We start from the raw sequence: 20,706 nt of genomic DNA on the forward strand, positions 1-20,706 counted from the left end.
GTGGCCCGCAATGGCGCACCGCTGCTGGCGGCGCGCCATTTTCGCTGGCATCCGCGTCGGCGCGGAACCGCCGTTGCATCCAGGGCCTGTTAACATAAGGCCATGCCATCAAGGCGGCTGACGAACAACATACCAACGGAGACTGAACATGCGGGAAAACCGGCTGCGCACCCTGTTCGCGCAAAAGACCATGGCCTTGAGCGGCTGGGTATCGATGGGCAATTCGCTGCTGGCCGAAGTGGTCGCCAACAGCGGCTACGATGCCGTGACGGTGGACCTGCAGCATGGCCTGTTCTCGGTCGAATCGGCGGTGCCGATGCTGCAGGCGATCTCCACCACCGATGCCGTGCCGCTGGTGCGCTGCTCCGAAAACGGCCTGGGCGAGATCAACAAACTGCTCGACGCCGGCGCCTACGGCGTGATCTGCCCGCTGATCAACACCGCCGAAGACGCCGAACGCTTCGTGCGCGCCTGCCACTACTCGCCGCGCGGCGGCCGCAGCTACGGCCCGGCGCGCGGCTTCATGTACGGCGGCAGCGACTACTTCACGCATGCCAACCGCACCATCCTCACGCTGGCCATGATCGAGACCAACCAGGGCTTCGCCAACGCCGAAGCGATCCTGCGCGTGCCCGACCTGGACGGCATCTTCATCGGCCCGGCCGACCTCAACATCGAGATGGGCCTGGCGCCCGACGCCTACGACGCGCCGCAACTCAACGACGCCATCGGCTCGCTGGTGGCGCTGGCCAAGCGACTAGGCAAGTATGTGGGAATCTTCGCCGGCACCATGGACATGGCCCAGCGCATGAAGGCCCTGGGCATGGATCTGGTGGTCCCGGGCACCGACATCCAGCAGCTCAAGGCGGAAGCCGCCCGCCGGATCGCGGCGCTGCGCTGAACCCGGCAAAAATTCTTCGACATCGGCATGAACAATGCCCGCAAGCAAGTCCTTGAAACGATGAAAGGCGCCATCCCCCGGATGACGATCCCCGCGCAAAGTTAATTTGAGAATCGTCCTATAGGAACCCCACCCCCGCCGCCGGATAATTTTCCGGAAACGGGGGATGGATGATGCGCATCCGTTCCCGCCAGGGGAGCCACCATGCCGACATCGCCATTTCATTCCGACCCATCCTCAATCGCCGCCTGGCGGCAACGCGCCGCATGCATCGCGCGCGCCATGAACAGGGACTTCACCTGGCTGGCGGCGGCCTGCATCATGCTCGCCGCGCTGTGCCTGCGACTGGCCGGCGCCGGCGACACGGCCCCTATCGGGAAACAGAGCATCGACGGCATGGCGCCAGCCGCACTCGTCACGCCGGCAACCGCTGCCGATGAGGCCGCGCCATCGGCTGCTGCCGCCGCCTCCTGCAGCCCGCAACGCGACGCGGCGCTGCAAAGCCATTTCATGCTGCTGCACCTGTGCAGCGTCGAACGCCCGGAGGGCGACGACGTGCAGGCAGAGTTACCCAAAAAGCGGGGGCGCGCCATCAGGCAACGCATGACCTGAAGCCGGCCTGCCTCAAACACGCGCAAAAAAGCCGCTGCTTGCAGCGGCTTTTTGCACGACCGTCCCCGCCCATCATCCCCGCATCAGACGCCCGAAGAACGGATAGTTGGGGTCGTTGTAGCCATGCGTGGAGGCATGGCCCGGCGTCACCAGGCTGTCCACCAGCGCTTCTTCCTCGGCGCTGATCTTCAGCTCGACCGCATCGTAATAATCTTCCATCTGCGCCAGCGTGCGCGGTCCGGCGATGACGCTGCTGACCGCCGCATTGGCCAGCACCCAGGCGGTGGCGAACTGTCCCAGCTTGACGCCGCGCGCCGCGCAATGCTGCTGCAGCTTCTGCGCGATGAGCAGCGACTCTTCGCGGAACTCGGTCTCCAGGATGCGCTTGTCGCCGCGCCCGGCGCGCGTGCCTTCGGGCGGCTGCTGCCCCGGCGCGTACTTGCCGGTCAACACGCCGCGCGCGATCGGGCTGTAAGGCACCACGCCCAGGCCGTAGTTGGCGCAGGCCGGCAGGATTTCCACTTCCGGCTGGCGGTTCAGCAGGTTGTAGTAAGGCTGGCACACCAGCGGCTGCGGCACATTATGCTTCTCGCACAGGCGCACGATCTCGGCGATGCGCCAGCCGCGGAAGTTGGACACGCCGAAACCGCGGATCTTGCCGGCGCGGATCAGGTCGCCCAGCGACTGCACCGCCTCTTCGAGGTTCTCATCCTGGTAGTCGCGGTGCATGTAGAGGATGTCGAGGTAATCGGTATCGAGCCGGCGCAGGATGTTGTCGGTCTCGCGCACGATCCAGCTGCGCGAATAATGCGATTCGTTGAGCGCGTCGCTCATCGGGTTGCCCAGCTTGCTGGCCAGCACCCAGTGCTGGCGCTGGCCCTTGAGCAGCTGGCCGACGAGCTCTTCCGAACGGCCCTTGGTGTAGACGTCGGCCGTGTCGATGAAGTTGACGCCATGCTCGCGCGCCGAGGCGACGATGCGGCCGGATTCTTCGATGTCGGTCTGGTCGCCGAACATCATCGATCCCAGGCACAGCGCCGAGACTTTGAGGTTGCTCTTGCCGAGTCGCCGATATTGCATGCTGTCTCCAATCAGGTGGAATGAGAATAAGGAACGCCGGCACGGCACAGACGCCGTGCCGGCGCATGGGGGGATTCTAGCGCCGCGCCGCCGAGCCTGCAGGCGCCGGGCCGGGGACTACGGGGAAACCGCCGCTTCCTCTTCCTGCCAGCGGCGCTTGTCGCGCAGCGGCGGCGCGCCGAACAGGCGGCTGTATTCGCGGCTGAACTGCGAGGAACTCTCGTAACCCACCGTATGCGCGGCCAGCGCCACGCTCATGTCGGCGGTCAGGATCAGCCTGCGCGCCTCCTGCAGCCGCAGGTTCTTCTGGTACTGCAGCGGGCTCATCGCCGTCACCAGCTTGAAGTGGTGGTGCAACGAAGACACGCTCATGTGCACGTCGCGCGCGATGTCTTCCACCCGCAACGGCTGCGCGTAGCCATCCCTCATCAGGCGGATGGCCTTGGCGATGCGGTTCATCTGGCTGTCCTGCAGCACGGTCTGGCGCAGCAGCGCGCCCTGGCCGTTCATCAGCAGGCGGTACAGGATCTCGCGCCGTATCATCGGCGCCAGGATGGGAATGTCGCGCGGGGTCTCATGCAGGCGCAGCAAGCGCAGCACCGCGTCCAGCAGCGCGGCGTCGAGGCGGTTGACGTACATGCCGCGCGCGGCGGTATCGGCAACCACGGCCTGGGGCAGGTCCTCATCGCCGATCAGGGCGCCGATCTCGCGCGTATCCAGCTCCAGCCGCAGGCCGAGATAAGGCGCGTCGGGACTGGCGATCATCACCTTGCCCACCACCGGCAGGTCGACCGAGGCCACCAGGTAATGCATGGGGTCGTATTCATAGACCTCGTCACCGATGAGCACACGCTTGGAGCCCTGCGCGATGACCGCGAACACCGGCTTTTGCACCGCATGCTTGGGGCCGGTCGGACAGGTGATGCGGTGCACGCCCAGGCCCTCGATGGCGGTTTCCAGGGTGCCTTCGATGCCTTCGGTGTAGCGCCCGATCAGTTGCAGCAGTTCGTGCCGCATAGCGTCGAAGCGCGCGCCATCGTCCGGCTGCGCCGGCGCAGCGGCATGCTCCGCCCCCGCCACGCCGGCGGCGGGTTCGAAAACGGCGTGTTCATTCAGGTCCATGGCGGCTCCGGTATCAGATGGGAACCAGCTTAGCGCAATTCGCCGATTTGCCTGATTCTCCGCCACACAGATTGCAGGAATAGGCAAAAAATCAGCAGGATTAGGTATGCTCGCGATCTGCGGCAAGGGAAAACATGCTTGCCCAAGCCTTTATTTGATACAGGGGACATGAGCAGGCTCATTATGCGGTTTTTCCGCAAAACTGCCCAATCATCGCTGACTTTGTAGAATCGGGCAGGAAATCGGCAGCTTTCGGCACGAAAGATTTGCTGCGATCCAGCATAATCCTCCCCAAGCCAAGAACACCTTTATTCACGATGCAGACCGTGCCGGCCCGCCACCGAGGCGAGCACCGCAGCCACGCGATAGCCCGGCCCCAAGGCCGCCAGCAGCACCCGCAAACCCGGCGCAGACCAGCGTGCCGCTTCTTCACCAATCCCGTTTTCCAGAATCCTCACCGACATCGCGCCGGCGGGGATGACGCTTTCCGATCCATGCAGACCGCCTCGCGCAGCCTGCGGGAGCAGTGCCGGCGCGAGCAACCCGCAGGACAGAAAAACAAAGAAAGGCCAGCGATGAACAATCCCAGCCCCAGCGAGATCCACCGCACGCCGCTGGCGTGCGCGCGTGCGTCAGAACACGCTTTCGGCGATGTTGTGCTGCGCGACCACGTTGCGCACGGTGGTCGCCTCGTCCTTGCTGACGAAGCGGCATTCGCCCTCGACCTTTTCCATGCCCATGGTGCAGGCGCGATGCAGCGGGCAGGTGGAGAACAGCTCGGCGACCCAGTCGACGAAGGCGCGCACCTTGGGCGAGAGATGGCGGTTGTGCAGGTAGACCACCGAGATCGGCAGCGGCGCGGGCTTCCATTGCGACAGCACCTCGACCAGGCGGCCTTCCTCGATGTGCGGCATCACCATGTACAGCGGCGCCTGCACCATGCCGAAGCCCTGCAGCGCGCAAGCGACATAGGCGTCGCCGTCATTGACGGACAGCTTGCCGTCCATCTTGACCTCGCGCGTGACGCCGTCGACCACGAAATCCCAGTCGATGGTGCGGCCGGTGCGGCTGGAGAAGTAATGCACCGACTTGTGCTGCTGCAAATCCTCGAGGGTGTGCGGCACGCCATGGCGCTCGAGGTAGTCCGGTGCGGCGCAGGTCACGGTCTGGAAGGTGCCGATGCGGCGCGCCACCATCGACGAATCCTGCAGCTCGCCGATGCGGATGACGCAGTCGACCGCCTCCTGCACCATGTCCACCGGGCGGTCGCCCATGCCCATGACCAGTTCGATGTCCGGGTACTTGGTATAGAAGTCGCACAGGTTGGGCAGCAGCAACAGGCGGCCGACCGAGGCCGGCACGTCGATGCGCAACCGGCCCTGCGGCCCGCGCGTGACGTTGCGGAAGGATTGTTCGGTTTCCTCGACATCGCCCAGGATGCGCACGCAGCGCTCGTAGTAAGCGGCGCCGTCGGGCGTGAGGCTGATGCGGCGCGTGGTGCGGTTCAGCAGGCGCACCTGCAGCAGGCTTTCCAAGCCCTGGATGATGGTGGTGACGGTGGTGCGCGGCAGGTTCAGGTTATCGGCTGCTCGCGTGAAACTGTTGGCATCCACCACGGCGGTAAACACCTGCATGGCCTGGAAACGGTCCATTGCTCTCTCCTTTCGGTCATGCAGCCAAATCGCCGCGGAAACCGACTCAAAAACCAGAAAATTCACCAGAAAACAGATAAGGCGGCAGTCGCCTCCCAAGGCTGGAAGCGGCTTTCACGCCCGCTTGGCAAGCAGCTCGACCTGGCCGCCAGCCTCATCCTGGGCCGAATTATGACGAATATCGACCCCACGATTGTTCGAACTTGGCGAACAGTGTTGTTGGATTATATGAGTTTATTTGAGACCGTGCTGTGGCGCACAATCCGCCTCACTCTCCGACAAAGGGCTTCGGCCCAGGCGCACATCATGGACGGCTCGCATTCCCTCGATATCCGCAATTTTTTCGTTCCCGGTCCGCTCGGGCGCATTCCGGTGCGCCTGTACCAGCCGGTGCAGAAAGCTGGCGCCGGCCAGCGCCCCCCGTTGCCGCTGGTGATGTACTTCCACGGCGGCGGCTTCGTCAGCGGTTCGCTCGACGACGCCGATGCGCCGGCCAGCTTCATCGCCCGCTACAGCGACAGCGTGGTGCTGTCGGTGGGTTATTCGCTGGCGCCGGCCAAGCCGTTCCCGGCCGCGCCGGAAGATGCCTATGCCGCCGCGGTATGGGCTTGCAAGCATGCCGATGAACTCAATGCCGACGTCGACCGCATGGTCGTGGCCGGCGATGACGCCGGCGGCAGCCTGGCGGTCAGCCTGACGCTGATGGTGCGCGACCGCTGCGCCAAGCCGCTGGCCGCACAGGTGCTGATCAGCCCGATGCTCGACCCCAGCATGCGCCTGGTCGGCGACGCCGCGCGGCTGCAGTCGGACCTGACCGTCGAGCGCTGCGCCGCCTCCTATCGCCAGTACCTGCCGCAGACCATGCAGCGCCTGCACCCGTATGCGGCGCCGCTGGAAGTGAGCCGGCTGGCCGGCCTGCCGGCAGCCTTCATCGCCACCGCCGAGCGCGACGTGCTGTGCCCGGAAGCCGAGAAATACGCCTCCGGCCTGATCCGCGCCGGCGTGCATACGCAGGTGTCGCGCTTTTGCGGCATCACGCATGGCGCGCTGCGCACCCATATCCCGCTGCTCAAGGAAATCGTGAATTTCCTGCGCTGCCGCTTTGCCCGCGCGCATCGCGACGATAGCAATGACACCGACTATACGCCGTTCAACCTTCAACCATCTCCCACTCTCTGAGGACAAGAACATGAACACTTCTACTACACTACGCCGCCGTTACGCCCTCACCGCCACCGTGCTGGCCGTCATCGCCCTGACGGTCGGCGGCGCCATTTCCGCCGTCGGCATCTCGGCCAACGCCAGCACCGCCCCGGCCGCGCCGCCGGCTGCCCCGGTCGATGTGGCCGAGGTGGTCAGCAAGCAGATCATCGACTGGCAAGCCTACTCCGGCCGCATCGAGGCGGTCGACCGGGTCGAGGTGCGCCCATTGGTCGGCGGCACGCTGACCCAGGTGCACTTCAAGGATGGCGCCCTGGTCAAGAAGGGCGATGTGCTGTTTACCATCGACCCGCGCCCCTATGCCGCCGAAGTAGCCCGTACCGAAGCGCAGCTGGCCGGCGCCGAGGCGCGCGCCGGCTATACCTCGGCGGACCTGGCGCGCGGCCAGCGCCTGCTGGGCGACAACGCCATCGCCAAGCGCGACTTTGAAGAAAAGCAGAACGCCGCGCGCGAAGCCGCCGCCAGCGTGCAGGCCGCCAAGGCCGCCGTGCGCGCCGCCCGCCTGAACCTGGAATACACGCAGATCACCGCGCCGGTCTCCGGCCGCATCTCGCGCGCCGAGGTCACGGTCGGCAACGTGGTCAACCCCGGTTCGGCCAACGCGCCGCTGACCACGCTGGTCTCGGTGGCCAAGGTCTACGCCTCGTTCGACGTCGATGAGCAAAGCTTCCTCAAGTACGTCAACCCGGCGCGCGCCGCCGGCACCGCGGTGCCGGTCTACCTCGGCCTGGCCAATGAGGACGGCTACTCGCGCCAGGGCAAGGTCGGCTCGGTGGACAACCGCCTCGATCCCGCCTCCGGCACCATCCGCGTGCGCGCCGTGTTCGATAACGGCGACGGCCAACTGATCCCCGGCCTGTACGCCCGCGTGCGCCTGGGCGGCGGCGCCCCGCACGAGGCCGTGCTGATCGATGAAAAGGCGCTCGGCACCGACCAGGACAAGCGTTTCGTCATGGTGGCCGACAAGGACAACCACGCCATCTACCGCCAGGTGCGCGTCGGCGCCAGCCTGGATGGCCTGGTGGTGGTGGAGAACGGCCTCAAGAGCGGCGAGCGCATCGTGGTCAACGGCCTGCAGCGCATCCGCCCGGGCGACGCCATCGCGCCGACCGTGGTGCCGATGCAGCCGCAAGCCAAGACCGCCGACGCGCAGGCCCAGCCGGCCGGCGGCAAGGCCTGAGGCCGCCCCGGATCAACCGTGCCATCGCTTTCAAGAAAAACAACAGCTTTGACATCCAGAAAAGCTGAAGGAACCTGAACATGAATATCTCAAAATTCTTTATCGACCGCCCGATCTTCGCGGGCGTGCTGTCGGTACTGCTATTGCTGGGCGGCGTGCTGGCCATGTTCCAGCTGCCCATTTCGGAATATCCCGAAGTGGTGCCGCCCTCGGTGGTGGTGCGCGCGCAGTACCCCGGCGCCAACCCCAAGGTGATCGCCGAAACCGTGGCCTCGCCGCTGGAAGAGCAGATCAACGGCGTGGAAAACATGCTGTACATGCAGTCGCAGGCCAACAGCGACGGCAACCTGACCATCACCGTCAACTTCCGCCTGGGCGTCGATCCCGACAAGGCCCAGCAGCTGGTGCAGAACCGCGTCGCGCAAGCGCTGCCGCGCCTGCCGGAAGACGTGCAGCGGCTGGGCGTGACGACCATCAAGTCCTCGCCCACGCTGACCATGGTGGTGCACCTGATCTCGCCCGACAATCGTTACGACACCACCTACCTGCGCAACTACGCGGTCCTGAACGTCAAGGATCGCCTGGCGCGCATCCAGGGCGTGGGTGAAGTGGGCCTGTTCGGTTCCGGCAACTACGCCATGCGCGTGTGGCTGGACCCGAACAAGGTGGCCCAGCGCGGCCTGACCGCCTCCGATGTGATCCGCTCCATCCGCGAGCAGAACGTGCAGGTGGCCGCCGGCGTGATCGGCGCCTCGCCCAGTTCGCCCGACGTGCCGGTGCAGCTGTCCGTGAACGCGCAAGGCCGCCTGAAGACCGAAGCCGAGTTCCGCGACATCATCCTCAAGGGCTCGCCCGACGGCGCCGTGACCAAGCTGGGCGACGTCGCCCGGGTGGAACTGGCCGCCTCCGAATACGGCCTGCGCTCGCTGCTGGACAACAAGCCGGCAGTGGCCATCCCGATCTTCCAGGCGCCCGGCGCCAATGCGCTGGACGTGTCCACCCAGGTGCGCGCGGCGATGAAGGAACTCTCGGCCGACTTCCCCAGCTCGGTCCAGTACCGCATCGTGTATGACCCGACCCAGTTCGTGCGCGCTTCCATCGAAGCGGTGGTGCATACGCTGTTGGAAGCGATCCTGCTGGTGGTGATCGTGGTGATCATCTTCCTGCAGACCTGGCGCGCCTCGATCATTCCGCTGCTGGCGGTGCCGGTCTCCATCATCGGCACCTTCTCGCTGATGCTGGGCTTCGGCTACACCATCAACGCGCTGTCGCTGTTCGGCATGGTGCTGGCCATCGGCATCGTGGTCGATGACGCCATCGTGGTGGTGGAAAACGTCGAGCGCAACATCTCCGCCGGCCTTTCGCCGCGCGAAGCGACCTACCGCGCCATGCAGGAAGTCTCGGGCCCGATCATCGCCATCGCCCTGACGCTGGTGGCGGTGTTCGTGCCGCTGGCCTTCATGACCGGCCTGACCGGCCAGTTCTACAAGCAGTTCGCCATGACCATCGCCATCTCGACGGTGATCTCGGCCTTCAACTCGCTGACCCTGTCGCCGGCGCTGGCCGCCATGCTGTTGAAGGGCCACGGCGAGAAGCCGGACTGGCTGACCCGCGTGATGGACCGTTTCCTGGGCGGCTTCTTCGTCCGCTTCAACCGCTTCTTCAACCGCGCCTCGGACAACTACGGCCGCGGCGTGACCGGCGTGATCAAGCGCAAGGGCACGACCATGGGCGTGTACGCGATACTGCTGGCGGCCACCGTGGGCATCGCCTACATCGTGCCGGGCGGTTTCGTGCCGGGCCAGGACAAGCAATACCTGGTGGCCTTCGCGCAATTGCCCAACGGCGCCTCGATCGACCGCAGCGAAGACGTGATGCGCAAGATGAGCGACATCATGTTGAAGGAACCCGGCGTGGACAGCGCCATCGCCTTCCCCGGCCTGTCGATCAACGGCTTCACCAACAGCTCTTCGGCCGGCATCGTGTTCGTGGGCCTGAAGCCCTTCGAGGAACGCAAGTCCAAGGAACTGTCGGGCAACGCCATCGCCGCCTCGCTCAACAAGAAGTTCGGCGGCATCAAAGAAGCCTTCACCGCCGTGTTCCCGCCGCCGCCGGTGATGGGCCTGGGCACGCTGGGCGGTTTCAAGATGCAGATCGAAGACCGCGATGCGCTGGGCTATGCCGAACTGGACAAAGCCGCGCAGGAGTTCATGAAGGCCGCCGCCAAGGAACCGGCGCTGGGCCCGATGTTCTCCAGCTACCAGATCAACGTGCCGCAACTGGACGTCGACCTCGACCGCATCAAGGCCAAGCAACTGGGCATCCCGGTGACCGACGTGTTCAACACCATGCAGATCTACCTCGGCTCGCTGTATGTGAACGACTTCAACCGCTTCGGCCGCGTCTACCAGGTGCGCGCCCAGGCTGACGCTCCGTTCCGCGCCAAGGCCGACGACATCCTGCAGCTGAAGACCCGCAACGAAGCCGGCGAAATGGTGCCGCTGTCGTCGGTGGTCAAGGTCAAGCAGACCTTCGGCCCGGAAATGGTGGTGCGCTACAACGGCTATACCGCCGCCGACATCAACGGCGGCCCGGCGCCGGGCTATTCAAGCGACCAGGCCCAGGCCGCGGCCGAACGCGTGGCGGCGGCGACCCTGCCGCGCGGCATCAAGTTCGAATGGACCGACCTGACTTACCAGAAGATCCTGGCGGGCAATGCCGGCGTATGGGTGTTCCCGATCAGCGTGCTGCTGGTGTTCCTGGTGCTGGCCGCGCTGTATGAGAGCCTGACCCTGCCGCTGGCGGTGATCCTGATCGTGCCCATGAGCATCCTGGCGGCCCTGACCGGCGTCTGGCTGACCCGCGGCGACAACAACATCTTCACCCAGATCGGCCTGATGGTGCTGGTGGGGCTGTCGGCCAAGAACGCGATCCTGATCGTCGAGTTCGCCCGCGAACTGGAAATGCAGGGCCGCACCGCGGTGCAAGCCGCGATCGAAGCCAGCCGCCTGCGCCTGCGTCCGATCCTGATGACCTCGATCGCTTTCATCATGGGCGTGGTGCCGCTGGTGACCTCCACCGGCGCCGGTTCGGAAATGCGCTATGCGATGGGCATCGCGGTGTTCTTCGGGATGCTGGGCGTGACCTTGTTCGGTCTGTTCCTGACCCCGGTGTTCTACGTGCTGCTGCGCACCCTGAACCGCCGCAAGCTGCACTCGGCCTCGCACCATGAGGCGCCGATGACCGCCGGCTCGCACGTGCCGCAGGCCGCGCATGCCGCCCCCGGTTCGCAGGAAGACCGCTGATTTCTCTGGAGTAGAAAAATGAATGCAATCAACATGAACTCCCCCGCCCCGGGCCTCGGCCTGGCCGGCCGCCTGCTGCGCCCGGCGCGGATCGGCTCCGCGCTGCTGGCCGCACTGCTGGTGCTGGCCGGCTGCTCGGTGGCGCCGACCTACGAGCGTCCCTCGGTCGATACCCCGGCCGCCTTCAAGGAAGCCGCCGGCGAAAACGGCAGCCAATGGAAAGCGGCCCAGCCGGCCGAAGACATCGCCCGCGGAGAATGGTGGAAAATCTTCAACGACGACAGCCTGAACACGCTGGAAGAGCGCGCCCAGCAAGCCAACCAGGACCTCAAGGCGGCCGCGGCCCGTTTGGGCCAGGCGCGCGCCCTGACCCGCGATGCGCGCTCGGGCTACTTCCCGCAGGTCGACGCCGGCATCGGCGCCACCCGCCAGCGCCCCTCCCCGGCTTCGCAAGGCTTGCCGGCCGACGCCAACACGCAGCCGTTCACGCTGTACCGCGCCCAGGTCGGCGTGTCGTATGAAGTCGACCTGTTCGGCCGCGTCTCGTCCAACGTCGATGCCGCCACCGCCGACGCCCAGCGCAGCGAAGCGCTGTTCCATTCGGTGCTGCTGGCGCTGCAGGCCGACGTCGCCCAGCAATACTTCCAGGTGCGCGAGCTGGATGCGGCGCTGGAGCTGTACCGCGGCACCGTGGAGCTGCGCGGCCAGTCGCTCAAACTGGTGCAGCGCCGCTTCGACGAGGGCGACATCAGCGAGGTCGACGTCGCGCGCGCCAAATCGGAACTGGCCTCGGCGCAATCGGAAGCGCTCGGCATCATGCGCCAGCGCGCCAGCGCCGAGCACGCGCTGGCGATCCTGTTGGGCAGCACACCGGCCGAGTTCTCGCTGCCGGCCCGTCCGCTCACGCGCATCTCGATCGGCATCCCGGCCGGCCTGCCCTCGGCGCTGCTTGAACGCCGCCCGGACATCGCCGCCGCCGAACGCGCGATGGCCGCCGCCAACGCCCGCGTCGGCGTGGCCAAGTCGGCCTTCTTCCCCAGCCTGAACCTGACCGGCGGCCTCGGCTACGAGTCGGCCCAGCTGGGCGACCTGTTCAACTGGTCCAGCCGCACCTTCCTGCTGGGCCCGCTGGTGGGTACCGCGTTGAGCATGCCGCTGTTCGACGGCGGCCGCCGCCAGGCCGGGGTCGACCGCGCCCGCGCCAGTTACGAGGAACAGGTCGCCAGCTATCGCGGCACGGTCTTGAACGCCTTCCGCGAAGTGGAAGACAACCTGGCCAACCTGCGCATCCTGGGCGACCAGAACCGCGCGCAGGACGAAGCCGTGGCCGCCTCGGCGCGCGCCGCCAAGCTGTCGCACACGCAATACCGGGAAGGCGCGGTCAGCTATTTCGACGTGATCGACGCCGACCGCACCGTGCTGCAGCAGCAACGCGTCTCGGTGCAACTGGATGGCGAACGCGCGCGTTCGACCGTCAACCTGATCCGCGCCCTGGGCGGCGGCTGGGGCGAGTTGCCTGCGGCCACCCAATTGTCATCCGCAAAATGAACGCTGCCGTCCCCGTAAGAACGGAGACGGCAGCACAGAAAGGAAAAACGCCATGCCCATCACCCTGCACCAAGCCAGCATCCCGTTCCTCATCCGCGGCCTGCAAACCCTGTCCACCCTGCTCGACAAGGCCGAGCAGCACGCCGACGAACACAAGCTGGAACCGGCCGAACTGACCGGTGCCCGCCTGTTCGACGACATGTATCCGCTGTCGGCCCAGATCCAGCGCGCCAGCGATACCGCCAAGGCCACCGCCAGCCGCCTGTCCGGCCTGGCCGCGCCCAACTTCCCGGACGACGAAATCACCTTCGACGAACTGCAGGCGCGCATCAACAAGACCATCGTGTTCCTCGAAGGCATCCCGGCCGACGCCATCGACGGCCAGGAAGAACGCAAGGTCAAGATGATGCTGCGCGGCGAGGAACACGCCATGAGCGGCCAGGCTTACCTGACCCAGTTCGGCCTGCCCAACTTCATGTTCCACGTCGTCACCGCCTACGGCATCCTGCGCCACCGGGGCGTCAAGCTGGGCAAGATGGATTATCTCGGCCTGTAGGCCGCGCAAAGGAAACGGCCCGCATCCTGCGATGCGGGCCGTGACGGATTCAACAATTTCCCGTGGTACTTGCCCGCCGTTGGCGGGCTTTTTTTAAGGCGAACGGATGGCGGACGTCATCCGCGCAAGCGGAATGTCCCGATGTTCCTACCTGCCACACCACGCCATGACCGCGCCCGGCCATCGCGCTCAGAGGTAGCGCACCTCCATCGTGACCGAACCGTCAAAGTTGATTTCTTCGCCGGTCGGCAAATTCTGGCCCTGTTCCAACACCGGTGTCACCGTCAGCTCGCCCGTGATGGTTTTCAGGGGGGCTACCGTGGAGCCACCCCAGCCATACCACTCGCCGGTGGCGAGCAGGTTGGTAGAGTTATAACCCCAGTGGGCATCGGCCGCGCTCGACGTCGATATCAACCCATAAGTATTGCCGCGGTCATGCCTGACATTGGCAAGACCCAATTGGAAAGCGCCGATATTCTTGTTGCCAACCGTGCCCAGCCCATACATCGCCTGATCCCCGTACCAGCCGGAATACGCGGCATTGGTGTACCGGAACAGGCCCGGCACCTTACTGCCTGCGCGATTGTCCGTGAAGGACAGCGCGATTCTTATCGGTTGATCGCATGTAATCGAGAAACTTGCACTCTGGGTCGGCAATGTCGTATTGGAGGTTTTGTTGATGCTGGCACTGGCAATCAGCCCATAGACCACATAACCCCTATTGCCAATCTCGAGCGAACAAGCGGCCGGAGTCACCTTACCGCTGACCTTTACTTCGGTACTGGGCGCCGCCGATACAGCGGCGGAACACAGCAGCATGCCGATGCACATAAAGGCGATTGATTTTTTCATGGTTGCCCCTCCAATAGGCAAAGTCCCGCGATATGCGGACTTCGTTTGCTTGATGCAGTGACCTCAGTTTGCCAATTCGTTTCTCGTATTCATATGAGAATAATCTCAAATAATATTTGTCTTTTGTTTCAAAAAGACAATAAAACCCCGGCTTGTATCATCCCGATACAAGCCGGCCATCACTGAGCTCGGTATTGATTGAATAAATGGCGTGATTAATAAAAAGGGGAAATTGACCTCGGCACCGGCATTCACCCTGCCGGCTGTCGCACCCAATGCTACTGATAAGACATGGTCATGGTAACCACGCTATTAGCCGTACCCGGCTCTACCTTCTCCGCAGTCTGCACGTAACGCACCCTGAAAGTCTCGATATGGGTAGGAGTAGCCGCAGTCGCATCGAACAGTTTGAACTGGTTCGGGTTGCCTGCGACTGCGGAATCCGGGCCGAAACTGACCAGCGTATCGGTCGAACCGCGCAATATTTGGACGCCGATGCCCGAGGCGGTCGACGTGCTCGTCAGCGGCAAGGTGCTGCTGCGATTGGCGACATTGCTCGGATCGCTCATGGTCATGTGAACGGCGGTTTGTACGCCGGTGCAGTCAATGCTGATCCTGAAGGAGGTGGTCGGCGTGGTGCTGCCTACGCCAGTGAATGCCGTTCTGCGGTGATTGCCCAGCGACACCGTTGCCGGGGATGTCATCTCGCAGGTCTGCGGCACGATTGTCACGCTGTTGGTAGTTGTCATCGTGGCCGCAACCAGGCGGCCGCCGGCAGCATTGTTAAAATCGACAGCATTGATACGCCGCTTGAGTCCCGCCGAAAATACCGTCCCGGAATGGACGACATCCGAAGTTTTCACCAGTACGATTTCCGCAGCGTATCTTCTGACAAGCGCAGCTGATGACCCCCAAGCCCCTCCATTCGTTGGCCACGCCGAAACGCTGGTCAACTGCATAGGATTGCCGTCGGATTGAAGGACACGATAAGCGACTCCGGCATCGGTCATGGAACCGTCTCCCCTTCTCAGATAGCCGTTGATTCCATCATTACGAGTATCCGTGGCCGCATTAACAGTCTCTCGTACGCGATCTCCCGGTTGACATTGCAAAGCCTGGCCAGTTCTAGTGATACTGCGAATCGGCGCACGCGCAATAACGCTTCCGACCGGTAAATTGCGCGGAATCGAAACACGGCCATTCGGAAATGTATAAATCACTTCCTGGCCTTGGATTTCTTGATCAGCAGGCACTCGCACGAGAGTGCAAGCACCGTAAGCGGAACCGGCGGTCAACAGAAGCAGCATGGCGGCCGGTAAGCGATTAGGTTTGGACAACACGACTCGCTCCTGGGGAAAGCCTAGATTGTCCAAATATCCTGCGCATCCCACCATGAGAATAATCTCAAACCCAATGCGCTCTACCGGCACCCGTAAAAAGAAAACGACCCGCCTCTTCCGAAGCAAGCCGTTCGCCAAAGGGCCAGGAGGCCCGACCGCGCGCTGATCCGCTATTGCATCTGGACCCTCACCACCACACGCCCGCGTACCGGCCCTGGCGCGATGGTCGCGCCGGTCTGGTAGTACTGCACGGTGAAGGGGTACTGGGCGGTGCCATTGACCATTCGGGTACCTCGCTCAAGCTGGCCGAATTCGATCGGCCTTTGCGTCGTTTTGTTGATGATCTGGAAGGCGACGTTGTTGGCGTTGTCGTTCCCGATATCCGTGGCGATCACCCCCGGCGCACCGGAAGGATGCCTATATGCCGGACTGAAGGCAACGCCAATGTCGGATACTTGTCGCTCCCCGGAGCAATTGAGGGTGATATTGAAGTCCTTGGGTTTGGCGGTCGAACCTATTCCCGTCAGCTCCTTGCTCGCCACTGTGGGCAGGGTGACCACGTCGGGCGCCGTCATCTCACAGGTCGTTCGGACCGCATAAAGACCGTTTGTCCTGAAGTACCAACCGGTCGCTCCCCTGCTCGATATGGGGGGCCACGCCGATATGGCCGTAGGGCCGCGACCATAGTAGAACACGGTACCGCTGTTGAGGCCCCTGGAATCCCTCAACGCGTGGACCCGCACCCGCGCCTTGACATTGATCGGCTCTGACAAGTCGCCATCCGGCAGCCTGTACCGCTGCCAACCGGGCTCATAATTGGGTAGGTCCAGGTCGACAGTGATCCCCATGGAGGCATTCTCCGTCATGCATATCTTGCTCGTGCAATCGTTGAATAAAAACAGATAGTTAGGCGTGGGACCGGAGCATTGCAGATGGAGTGGGGCTTGCCCGAAGACAATCTGGAACGGCACGATCCGGTCGTAAAGGACATCACCCGCCTTGGCATTGGACGGTATCGATATGGCCTCTCTTGGAATGTCCACCATCACACTAGCAGTCTCTGCCTGCCGACACTCCGCCCGCGCGGTGAAAGAACACATACACAGCGCCGCCGCGACCAGCAACAGGCGCCCCAAAGATGACATGAACATGGCGAAGTCCCGATCCCGGCGAAAATAAACGACAGGATCGCAGTCTAGGCCAGACGCCCGCGCGGCACGATAGGAATAGTCTCAAATGCGCGGCGGGCACTGACAAAGTTCACACCGGCGAACGACGCAAGGAAGAACGGCCGGCCTTGCCGACGAACCTCCTTATGCCGCGCCGGCCCGCTGCAACAGCGCCTGGCAACGCCTGGACAAGGATTCCAGCCGCAAGCCCTTGCCGGCCCTGGCATAGCGTTCGCTCAGCGTTTGCATCGCCGCGATCGCCGAATGGTCCGCCAGCCGCAGATGGCGGCAATCCAGCACGACCTGCTGCGGATCGCGCTGCGGGTCGAACAGTTCGAGGAAGTGGGCAGTCGAAGCGAAGAACAGCGTGCCGTGCGGCAGGTAGGTGCGCGAGCCATCGGCATTGTCCGTCACGTCGGCGCGGATCTCGCGCGCATGTTCCCAGGCGAAGTTGAGCGCGGCGATCACGATGCCGCACAGCACCGCCACGGCCAGGTCGGTGAAGACGGTGATGACGGTCACGGCGACGATCACGATGGCGTCGTTCCTGGGCACCTTGCCCAGCACCCGCAGCGAGCCCCAGGCGAAGGTTTCCTGCGCCACCACGAACATCACGCCGGCCAGCGCGGCCAGCGGGATGCGTTCGATGGCCGGCGCCAGGAACAGGATGAACATCAGGATCATCACCCCGGCCACCACGCCGGACAGGCGCGAACGGCCGCCCGAGCCGAGGTTGATCATGGTCTGGCCGATCATGGCGCAACCGCCCATGCCGCCGAACAGGCCCGACGCCACATTGGCCGCGCCCAGCGCCAGGCATTCTCGATTAGGCTGGCCGCGGCTGGCGGTGATCTCGTCGGTGAGGTTGAAAGTAAGCAGGGTTTCCAGCAGGCCGACAATGGCCATCAGCACCGCGTACGGGGCGATGATGCGCAAGGTCTCCAGGTTCATCGGCACCTCGGGGAAATGCCACAGCGGCAGGCCGCCGGCGATCCTGGCCATGTCGCCCAGTGTCGGCGTATGCAGTCCCGTCAGTTGCACCAGCAAGCCGACGCCGAGGATCGCCGCCAGCGCCGGCGGCACCGCGCGGGTCACGCGCGGCAACAGCCAGGTGATCAGCATGGTGAGCAGGGTCAGGCCCAGCATGATGGCCAGTGGCGTGCCTTGCAGCCATACCGGGCCGGTCGGGGTGGCATGGCGGAAGTGTTCGAGTTGCGCCAGTGCGATCACAATGGCCAGGCCGTTGACGAAACCCAGCATCACCGGATGCGGCACCATGCGCACCAGCTTGCCCAGGCGCAGCGCACCGAACAGCGCCATCACCAGGCCTGACAGCAGCACCGTGGCCAGGAAGTATTGCGCCCCATGCTGCGCCACCAGCGCCACGATCACCACCGCCATCGAACCGGCGGCGCCGGAAATCATCCCCGGCCGGCCGCCGAACAGCGCGGTGATGGTGCAGATGAAAAAGGCGCCATACAGCCCCATCAGCGGGTTCAACTGCGCCACCAGGGCGAACGCGATGCACTCCGGCACCAGGGCGAAGGCGGTGGTCAGGCCGGCCAGCGTGTTCTGGCGGAAGTCGCGCAGGCGTGAGGGAGTGGGCGAGGATGAGACGGCGGCATCGGTCATGGCGGAGGCGAAGGCCTGCCGCGGATGGCGGGCCGGATGTAGGTCTGGTCAGTGTAGAACATAGCCGACGGTCGTCGGCATGCGATGAAGGCGTCATTTTACTGCAACGCAATAAGAGAACCAGCGGCTTTTATTGTGTATCAACGGCTATGGAAGGTAGACACGTTGCGGGCTTTGAGGGGGTTGGTGTGTGGGGGTTGCATTGTTTTTTGGGTAGTCTGGTCTTGCTTCTGGTCGATGTACTGGCTCTATGCTTCTCTTTCTCCGGTCGGAACGGAGCGCCGGGGGCGGCCCGGCAGCCGCTCACTTTTCTTGTCTCGCCAAGAAAAGTAAGCAAAAGAAGGCGACGCAACTACCCAGCCCCTTCGGGGTTCCCGACGGATCGAACAAAAAAATGGGAAAAGCAGAGTCGCTTCGCTCCGACTGCTTTTCTGATCCATTTTTTTGCCCGCTCCGTCGGCTGGTTAGATGCGACGTCTTGTCCGGCTCGCCTTCGGCATCGCGGTGCTTGCGACTGGCTTGGTTCAGAAAATGGAGCCAACGCGCAACTCCCCTCCCAAGCCCGATGCCGCAGGCGAGGCGTCCAGGTTTTCTCCCCTTGTGGGCCAGCCGTTGGAGTGCCATGAAAAATGGATCAGCGAGGCAGTCGGAGCGTAGCGACTCTGCCTCGCCCATTTTTCATGACGCTCCAACGGGTACCCCGAAGGGGCTGGCACTTAGGGGGCGCCTTTCTTTGCTTACTTTCTTTGGCGAAGCAAAGAAAGTGAGCGGCTGCCGGGCCGCACCCGGCGCTCCGCTCCGACCGGAGAAAGAGAAGCATAGAACCAGTACATCTGCATGAAGCAAGACCAGACTACCCAACAACACCAAACCAGTACATCGACCAGCAGCAAGAGCAAACTACCCCAAAAAAAACATCAAACCAATACAACTAATCCACCCGCGAATACAACACCCGCAACGCAATCTTGCGCTCCTCAACCGGCAGTTCATTGACCGCCCGCAGATAAGAGATCGAAGCATCGCAAGTCGCATCCGGATCAGCCTGGCGGCGCTCCGGCGAAGACAGCAGCCGCAGCTGTTCCTGCGACAGCGGCGCCAGCGCGCGGCGGATCACGCGGGTGCGTTCGCCCAGCGTGAAGCGAACGGCGTTGGCCGGATCGGCGTCGCGCAACAGGCGTTGCGTCATCGCCATCTCGCGGTTGGCGAATTCCTGCGGCAACACCGCTTGCGGCGTCTCGCGGCCGGCCGCGGCGTCGGCACGTGAACGCGGATAGATCAGTTCGGTGCATGCCGCCGCGCTGATGCCGCGCAGCGCCACCGCCTGGTCCAGCACCAGTTGCTGGAATTGCTGCAACGACTCGTCCGAGGCGATCGGCAACAGTTTGCGGCTGAGGATGCCGACCTGCTCGCGCCCCACCGCCAGGATCTCGGCATCGGAAGCATGCGCCTGCGCCAGCGTCCAGGCCAGGTCGACCATGTGCGCGAAATCCTTGGGGTGGTAGCGCGCCATGATGTCGAACAACGCGCCTTTCTTGAACTCCTCTTCCAGGACATCGCGCGAGGTGGCCATGGTGGCCAGTTGCGCAGTCTCGCCGCCGGGCGCCAGGCGGGTCAGCACGCCGGCCTGCAGCATCTGGCCCTGCTCGGGATACCAGCTCTTGTTGGACGGCGTGTCGGCGATGCGTGCGATGAAGTCGCGCGGCAGGCCCAGCTTGCCGTAGGTGTCGAAGGTCAGGTTGCGGTCGAACGTCTTGTTGATGCGGTCGTCGCCGCCCACCGTGTAAAGCGTATGGAAACCGATATGCGCGCGCGGATCCATGGCGCGGTCGCGCCCGGCCATGAAGGCCAGCGTGCACGAAGACGAGCACTCCTGCTCGACATAGGTATTGAGGCCGCGGCGACGGATCACATCGCCCACCAGCCGGCCCTCGCGCACCCAGCCGCCGGCCGAATACAGCACCACGGTGGTGACCGACGGATGCGCCTGCAACAGGCGCTCCAGGCCGTCGGCGGCGCCGTCGTTCATGCCCCCTTGCAGCAGGACCGACTTGCCGTCGACCCGCAACTGGTAGACCACCGGCGGCCCCAGCTGCTTGCCGCGGGCGATGTCGAACTGTTCGCGGAAGGAATGGGAAGCGCGCCAGGTGCTGGAGACCAGGCTGATGGCGCCGAACACGATCAGCACCTTGACCGCGACTTCGGCCCAGCGCCGCCCGCCGCGCGCCACATGCCGGCTGGCCGACATCCAGCAGCCGCGCACGCCCCAGATCCATGCCAGGTAGCTGAAGGCGGCGATGGCCAAGACCCCGGCCACGCCGTAGCGCGCCGGCATGTCATTGGTCAGCCGCGCCAGCAGCGAGATCGAGAACGCCGGCAGCAGCGACGACAACAGCACCGTATGCAGCCAGTAGGAACGAGCGAGGGAATAGTCGCCGCGCCAATGGCGGCCGATGAAGTTACCGGATTTGCCACCGGCGGGTTGGGTTGTTCGGATTACTGCTTCAGACACGTATGACGGTTCCTCGATGCGCTG

Annotated in this window: 16 protein-coding genes; 7 read left to right on the forward strand and 9 right to left on the reverse strand. The window is 64.2% G+C overall.

Annotated elements, in window-relative coordinates:
* Positions 1-148 precede the first annotated feature (148 nt).
* On the forward strand, positions 149-901 hold the full coding sequence (locus tag FB597_RS09955; RefSeq protein WP_141914685.1) for an HpcH/HpaI aldolase/citrate lyase family protein: 753 nt from the start codon (positions 149-151) through the stop codon (positions 899-901).
* A 282-nt stretch (positions 902-1,183) separates the two neighbouring features.
* Entirely contained in the window at positions 1,184-1,513 is a 330-nt protein-coding gene (locus tag FB597_RS09960; RefSeq protein ID WP_144769442.1) for a hypothetical protein, read from the forward strand.
* A gap of 72 nt (positions 1,514-1,585) precedes the next feature.
* Here FB597_RS09960 and FB597_RS09965 read toward each other — a convergent pair whose 3' ends face one another.
* The 4 genes from FB597_RS09965 to FB597_RS09980 form a co-directional block, all read right to left on the reverse strand.
* The gene (locus FB597_RS09965; protein ID WP_144769443.1) at positions 1,586-2,593 is read right to left on the reverse strand and encodes an aldo/keto reductase; all 1,008 of its coding nucleotides are present in this window, start codon (positions 2,591-2,593) and stop codon (positions 1,586-1,588) included.
* A 117-nt stretch (positions 2,594-2,710) separates the two neighbouring features.
* The gene (locus FB597_RS09970) at positions 2,711-3,715 is read right to left on the reverse strand and encodes an AraC family transcriptional regulator (RefSeq protein ID WP_144769444.1); all 1,005 of its coding nucleotides are present in this window, start codon (positions 3,713-3,715) and stop codon (positions 2,711-2,713) included.
* 308 nt (positions 3,716-4,023) lie between these two features.
* Positions 4,024-4,320, reverse strand: coding sequence for a hypothetical protein (locus FB597_RS09975; RefSeq protein ID WP_144769445.1), 297 nt, complete (start codon positions 4,318-4,320; stop codon positions 4,024-4,026).
* Between the two features lie 27 nt (positions 4,321-4,347).
* Positions 4,348-5,367, reverse strand: coding sequence for a LysR family transcriptional regulator (locus tag FB597_RS09980; RefSeq protein ID WP_141914690.1), 1,020 nt, complete (start codon positions 5,365-5,367; stop codon positions 4,348-4,350).
* A gap of 306 nt (positions 5,368-5,673) precedes the next feature.
* Here FB597_RS09980 and FB597_RS09985 point away from each other — a divergent pair, with 306 nt between their 5' ends.
* The 5 genes from FB597_RS09985 to FB597_RS10005 all read left to right on the forward strand — a co-directional run bounded on the left by FB597_RS09985 (position 5,674) and on the right by FB597_RS10005 (position 13,177).
* Positions 5,674-6,546: an alpha/beta hydrolase fold domain-containing protein gene (locus tag FB597_RS09985; protein WP_255464009.1), complete on the forward strand. Its 873-nt coding sequence runs from the start codon at positions 5,674-5,676 to the stop codon at positions 6,544-6,546.
* A gap of 10 nt (positions 6,547-6,556) precedes the next feature.
* Entirely contained in the window at positions 6,557-7,768 is a 1,212-nt protein-coding gene (locus FB597_RS09990; RefSeq protein WP_144769446.1) for an efflux RND transporter periplasmic adaptor subunit, read from the forward strand.
* Positions 7,769-7,848: 80 nt separating this feature from the next.
* Complete coding sequence (locus FB597_RS09995) at positions 7,849-11,073, forward strand: efflux RND transporter permease subunit (RefSeq protein ID WP_141914693.1); 3,225 nt, start codon at positions 7,849-7,851, stop codon at positions 11,071-11,073.
* Between the two features lie 18 nt (positions 11,074-11,091).
* On the forward strand, positions 11,092-12,621 hold the full coding sequence (locus FB597_RS10000) for an efflux transporter outer membrane subunit (protein ID WP_370454669.1): 1,530 nt from the start codon (positions 11,092-11,094) through the stop codon (positions 12,619-12,621).
* A gap of 52 nt (positions 12,622-12,673) precedes the next feature.
* Positions 12,674-13,177 carry a DUF1993 family protein gene (locus tag FB597_RS10005; RefSeq protein ID WP_141914694.1) on the forward strand — a complete coding sequence of 168 codons (504 nt, stop codon included), beginning with the start codon at positions 12,674-12,676 and terminating at the stop codon, positions 13,175-13,177.
* A 189-nt stretch (positions 13,178-13,366) separates the two neighbouring features.
* On the opposite strand, the gene FB597_RS10010 is transcribed toward FB597_RS10005, so the two are convergent.
* The 5 genes from FB597_RS10010 to FB597_RS10035 form a co-directional block, all read right to left on the reverse strand.
* Positions 13,367-14,029 (reverse strand): DUF1120 domain-containing protein, encoded by a 663-nt coding sequence (locus FB597_RS10010; protein WP_144769447.1) that lies wholly within the window; start codon positions 14,027-14,029, stop codon positions 13,367-13,369.
* A gap of 278 nt (positions 14,030-14,307) precedes the next feature.
* On the reverse strand, positions 14,308-15,369 hold the full coding sequence (locus tag FB597_RS10015; RefSeq protein WP_186442762.1) for a fimbrial protein: 1,062 nt from the start codon (positions 15,367-15,369) through the stop codon (positions 14,308-14,310).
* Positions 15,370-15,539: 170 nt separating this feature from the next.
* Complete coding sequence (locus FB597_RS10020) at positions 15,540-16,520, reverse strand: fimbrial protein (RefSeq protein ID WP_144769449.1); 981 nt, start codon at positions 16,518-16,520, stop codon at positions 15,540-15,542.
* Positions 16,521-16,682: 162 nt separating this feature from the next.
* Positions 16,683-18,170 (reverse strand): SulP family inorganic anion transporter, encoded by a 1,488-nt coding sequence (locus FB597_RS10025; RefSeq protein WP_141914698.1) that lies wholly within the window; start codon positions 18,168-18,170, stop codon positions 16,683-16,685.
* 931 nt (positions 18,171-19,101) lie between these two features.
* Positions 19,102-20,682: a hypothetical protein gene (locus tag FB597_RS10035; RefSeq protein WP_144769450.1), complete on the reverse strand. Its 1,581-nt coding sequence runs from the start codon at positions 20,680-20,682 to the stop codon at positions 19,102-19,104.
* Positions 20,683-20,706 lie beyond the last annotated feature (24 nt).

The organism is Herbaspirillum sp. SJZ099 (genome assembly GCF_007828355.1).
Taxonomy (GTDB): Bacteria; Pseudomonadota; Gammaproteobacteria; order Burkholderiales; family Burkholderiaceae_D; genus Herbaspirillum.

Excerpts from the sequence above, each read along its gene's own strand:
- FB597_RS09980 (WP_141914690.1), bottom strand. The coding sequence starts at position 5,367 with ATGGACCGTTTCCAGGCCATGCAGGTGTTTACCGCCGTGGTGGATGCC.
- FB597_RS10020 (WP_144769449.1), bottom strand. The coding sequence starts at position 16,520 with ATGTTCATGTCATCTTTGGGGCGCCTGTTGCTGGTCGCGGCGGCGCTG.
- FB597_RS09965 (WP_144769443.1), bottom strand. The coding sequence starts at position 2,593 with ATGCAATATCGGCGACTCGGCAAGAGCAACCTCAAAGTCTCGGCGCTG.
- FB597_RS09970 (WP_144769444.1), bottom strand. The coding sequence starts at position 3,715 with ATGGACCTGAATGAACACGCCGTTTTCGAACCCGCCGCCGGCGTGGCG.
- FB597_RS10000 (WP_370454669.1), top strand. The coding sequence starts at position 11,092 with ATGAATGCAATCAACATGAACTCCCCCGCCCCGGGCCTCGGCCTGGCC.
- FB597_RS09995 (WP_141914693.1), top strand. The coding sequence starts at position 7,849 with ATGAATATCTCAAAATTCTTTATCGACCGCCCGATCTTCGCGGGCGTG.
- FB597_RS10005 (WP_141914694.1), top strand. The coding sequence starts at position 12,674 with ATGCCCATCACCCTGCACCAAGCCAGCATCCCGTTCCTCATCCGCGGC.
- FB597_RS09990 (WP_144769446.1), top strand. The coding sequence starts at position 6,557 with ATGAACACTTCTACTACACTACGCCGCCGTTACGCCCTCACCGCCACC.
- FB597_RS10010 (WP_144769447.1), bottom strand. The coding sequence starts at position 14,029 with ATGAAAAAATCAATCGCCTTTATGTGCATCGGCATGCTGCTGTGTTCC.
- FB597_RS09985 (WP_255464009.1), top strand. The coding sequence starts at position 5,674 with ATGGACGGCTCGCATTCCCTCGATATCCGCAATTTTTTCGTTCCCGGT.
- FB597_RS09955 (WP_141914685.1), top strand. The coding sequence starts at position 149 with ATGCGGGAAAACCGGCTGCGCACCCTGTTCGCGCAAAAGACCATGGCC.
- FB597_RS10025 (WP_141914698.1), bottom strand. The coding sequence starts at position 18,170 with ATGACCGATGCCGCCGTCTCATCCTCGCCCACTCCCTCACGCCTGCGC.
- FB597_RS09960 (WP_144769442.1), top strand. The coding sequence starts at position 1,184 with ATGAACAGGGACTTCACCTGGCTGGCGGCGGCCTGCATCATGCTCGCC.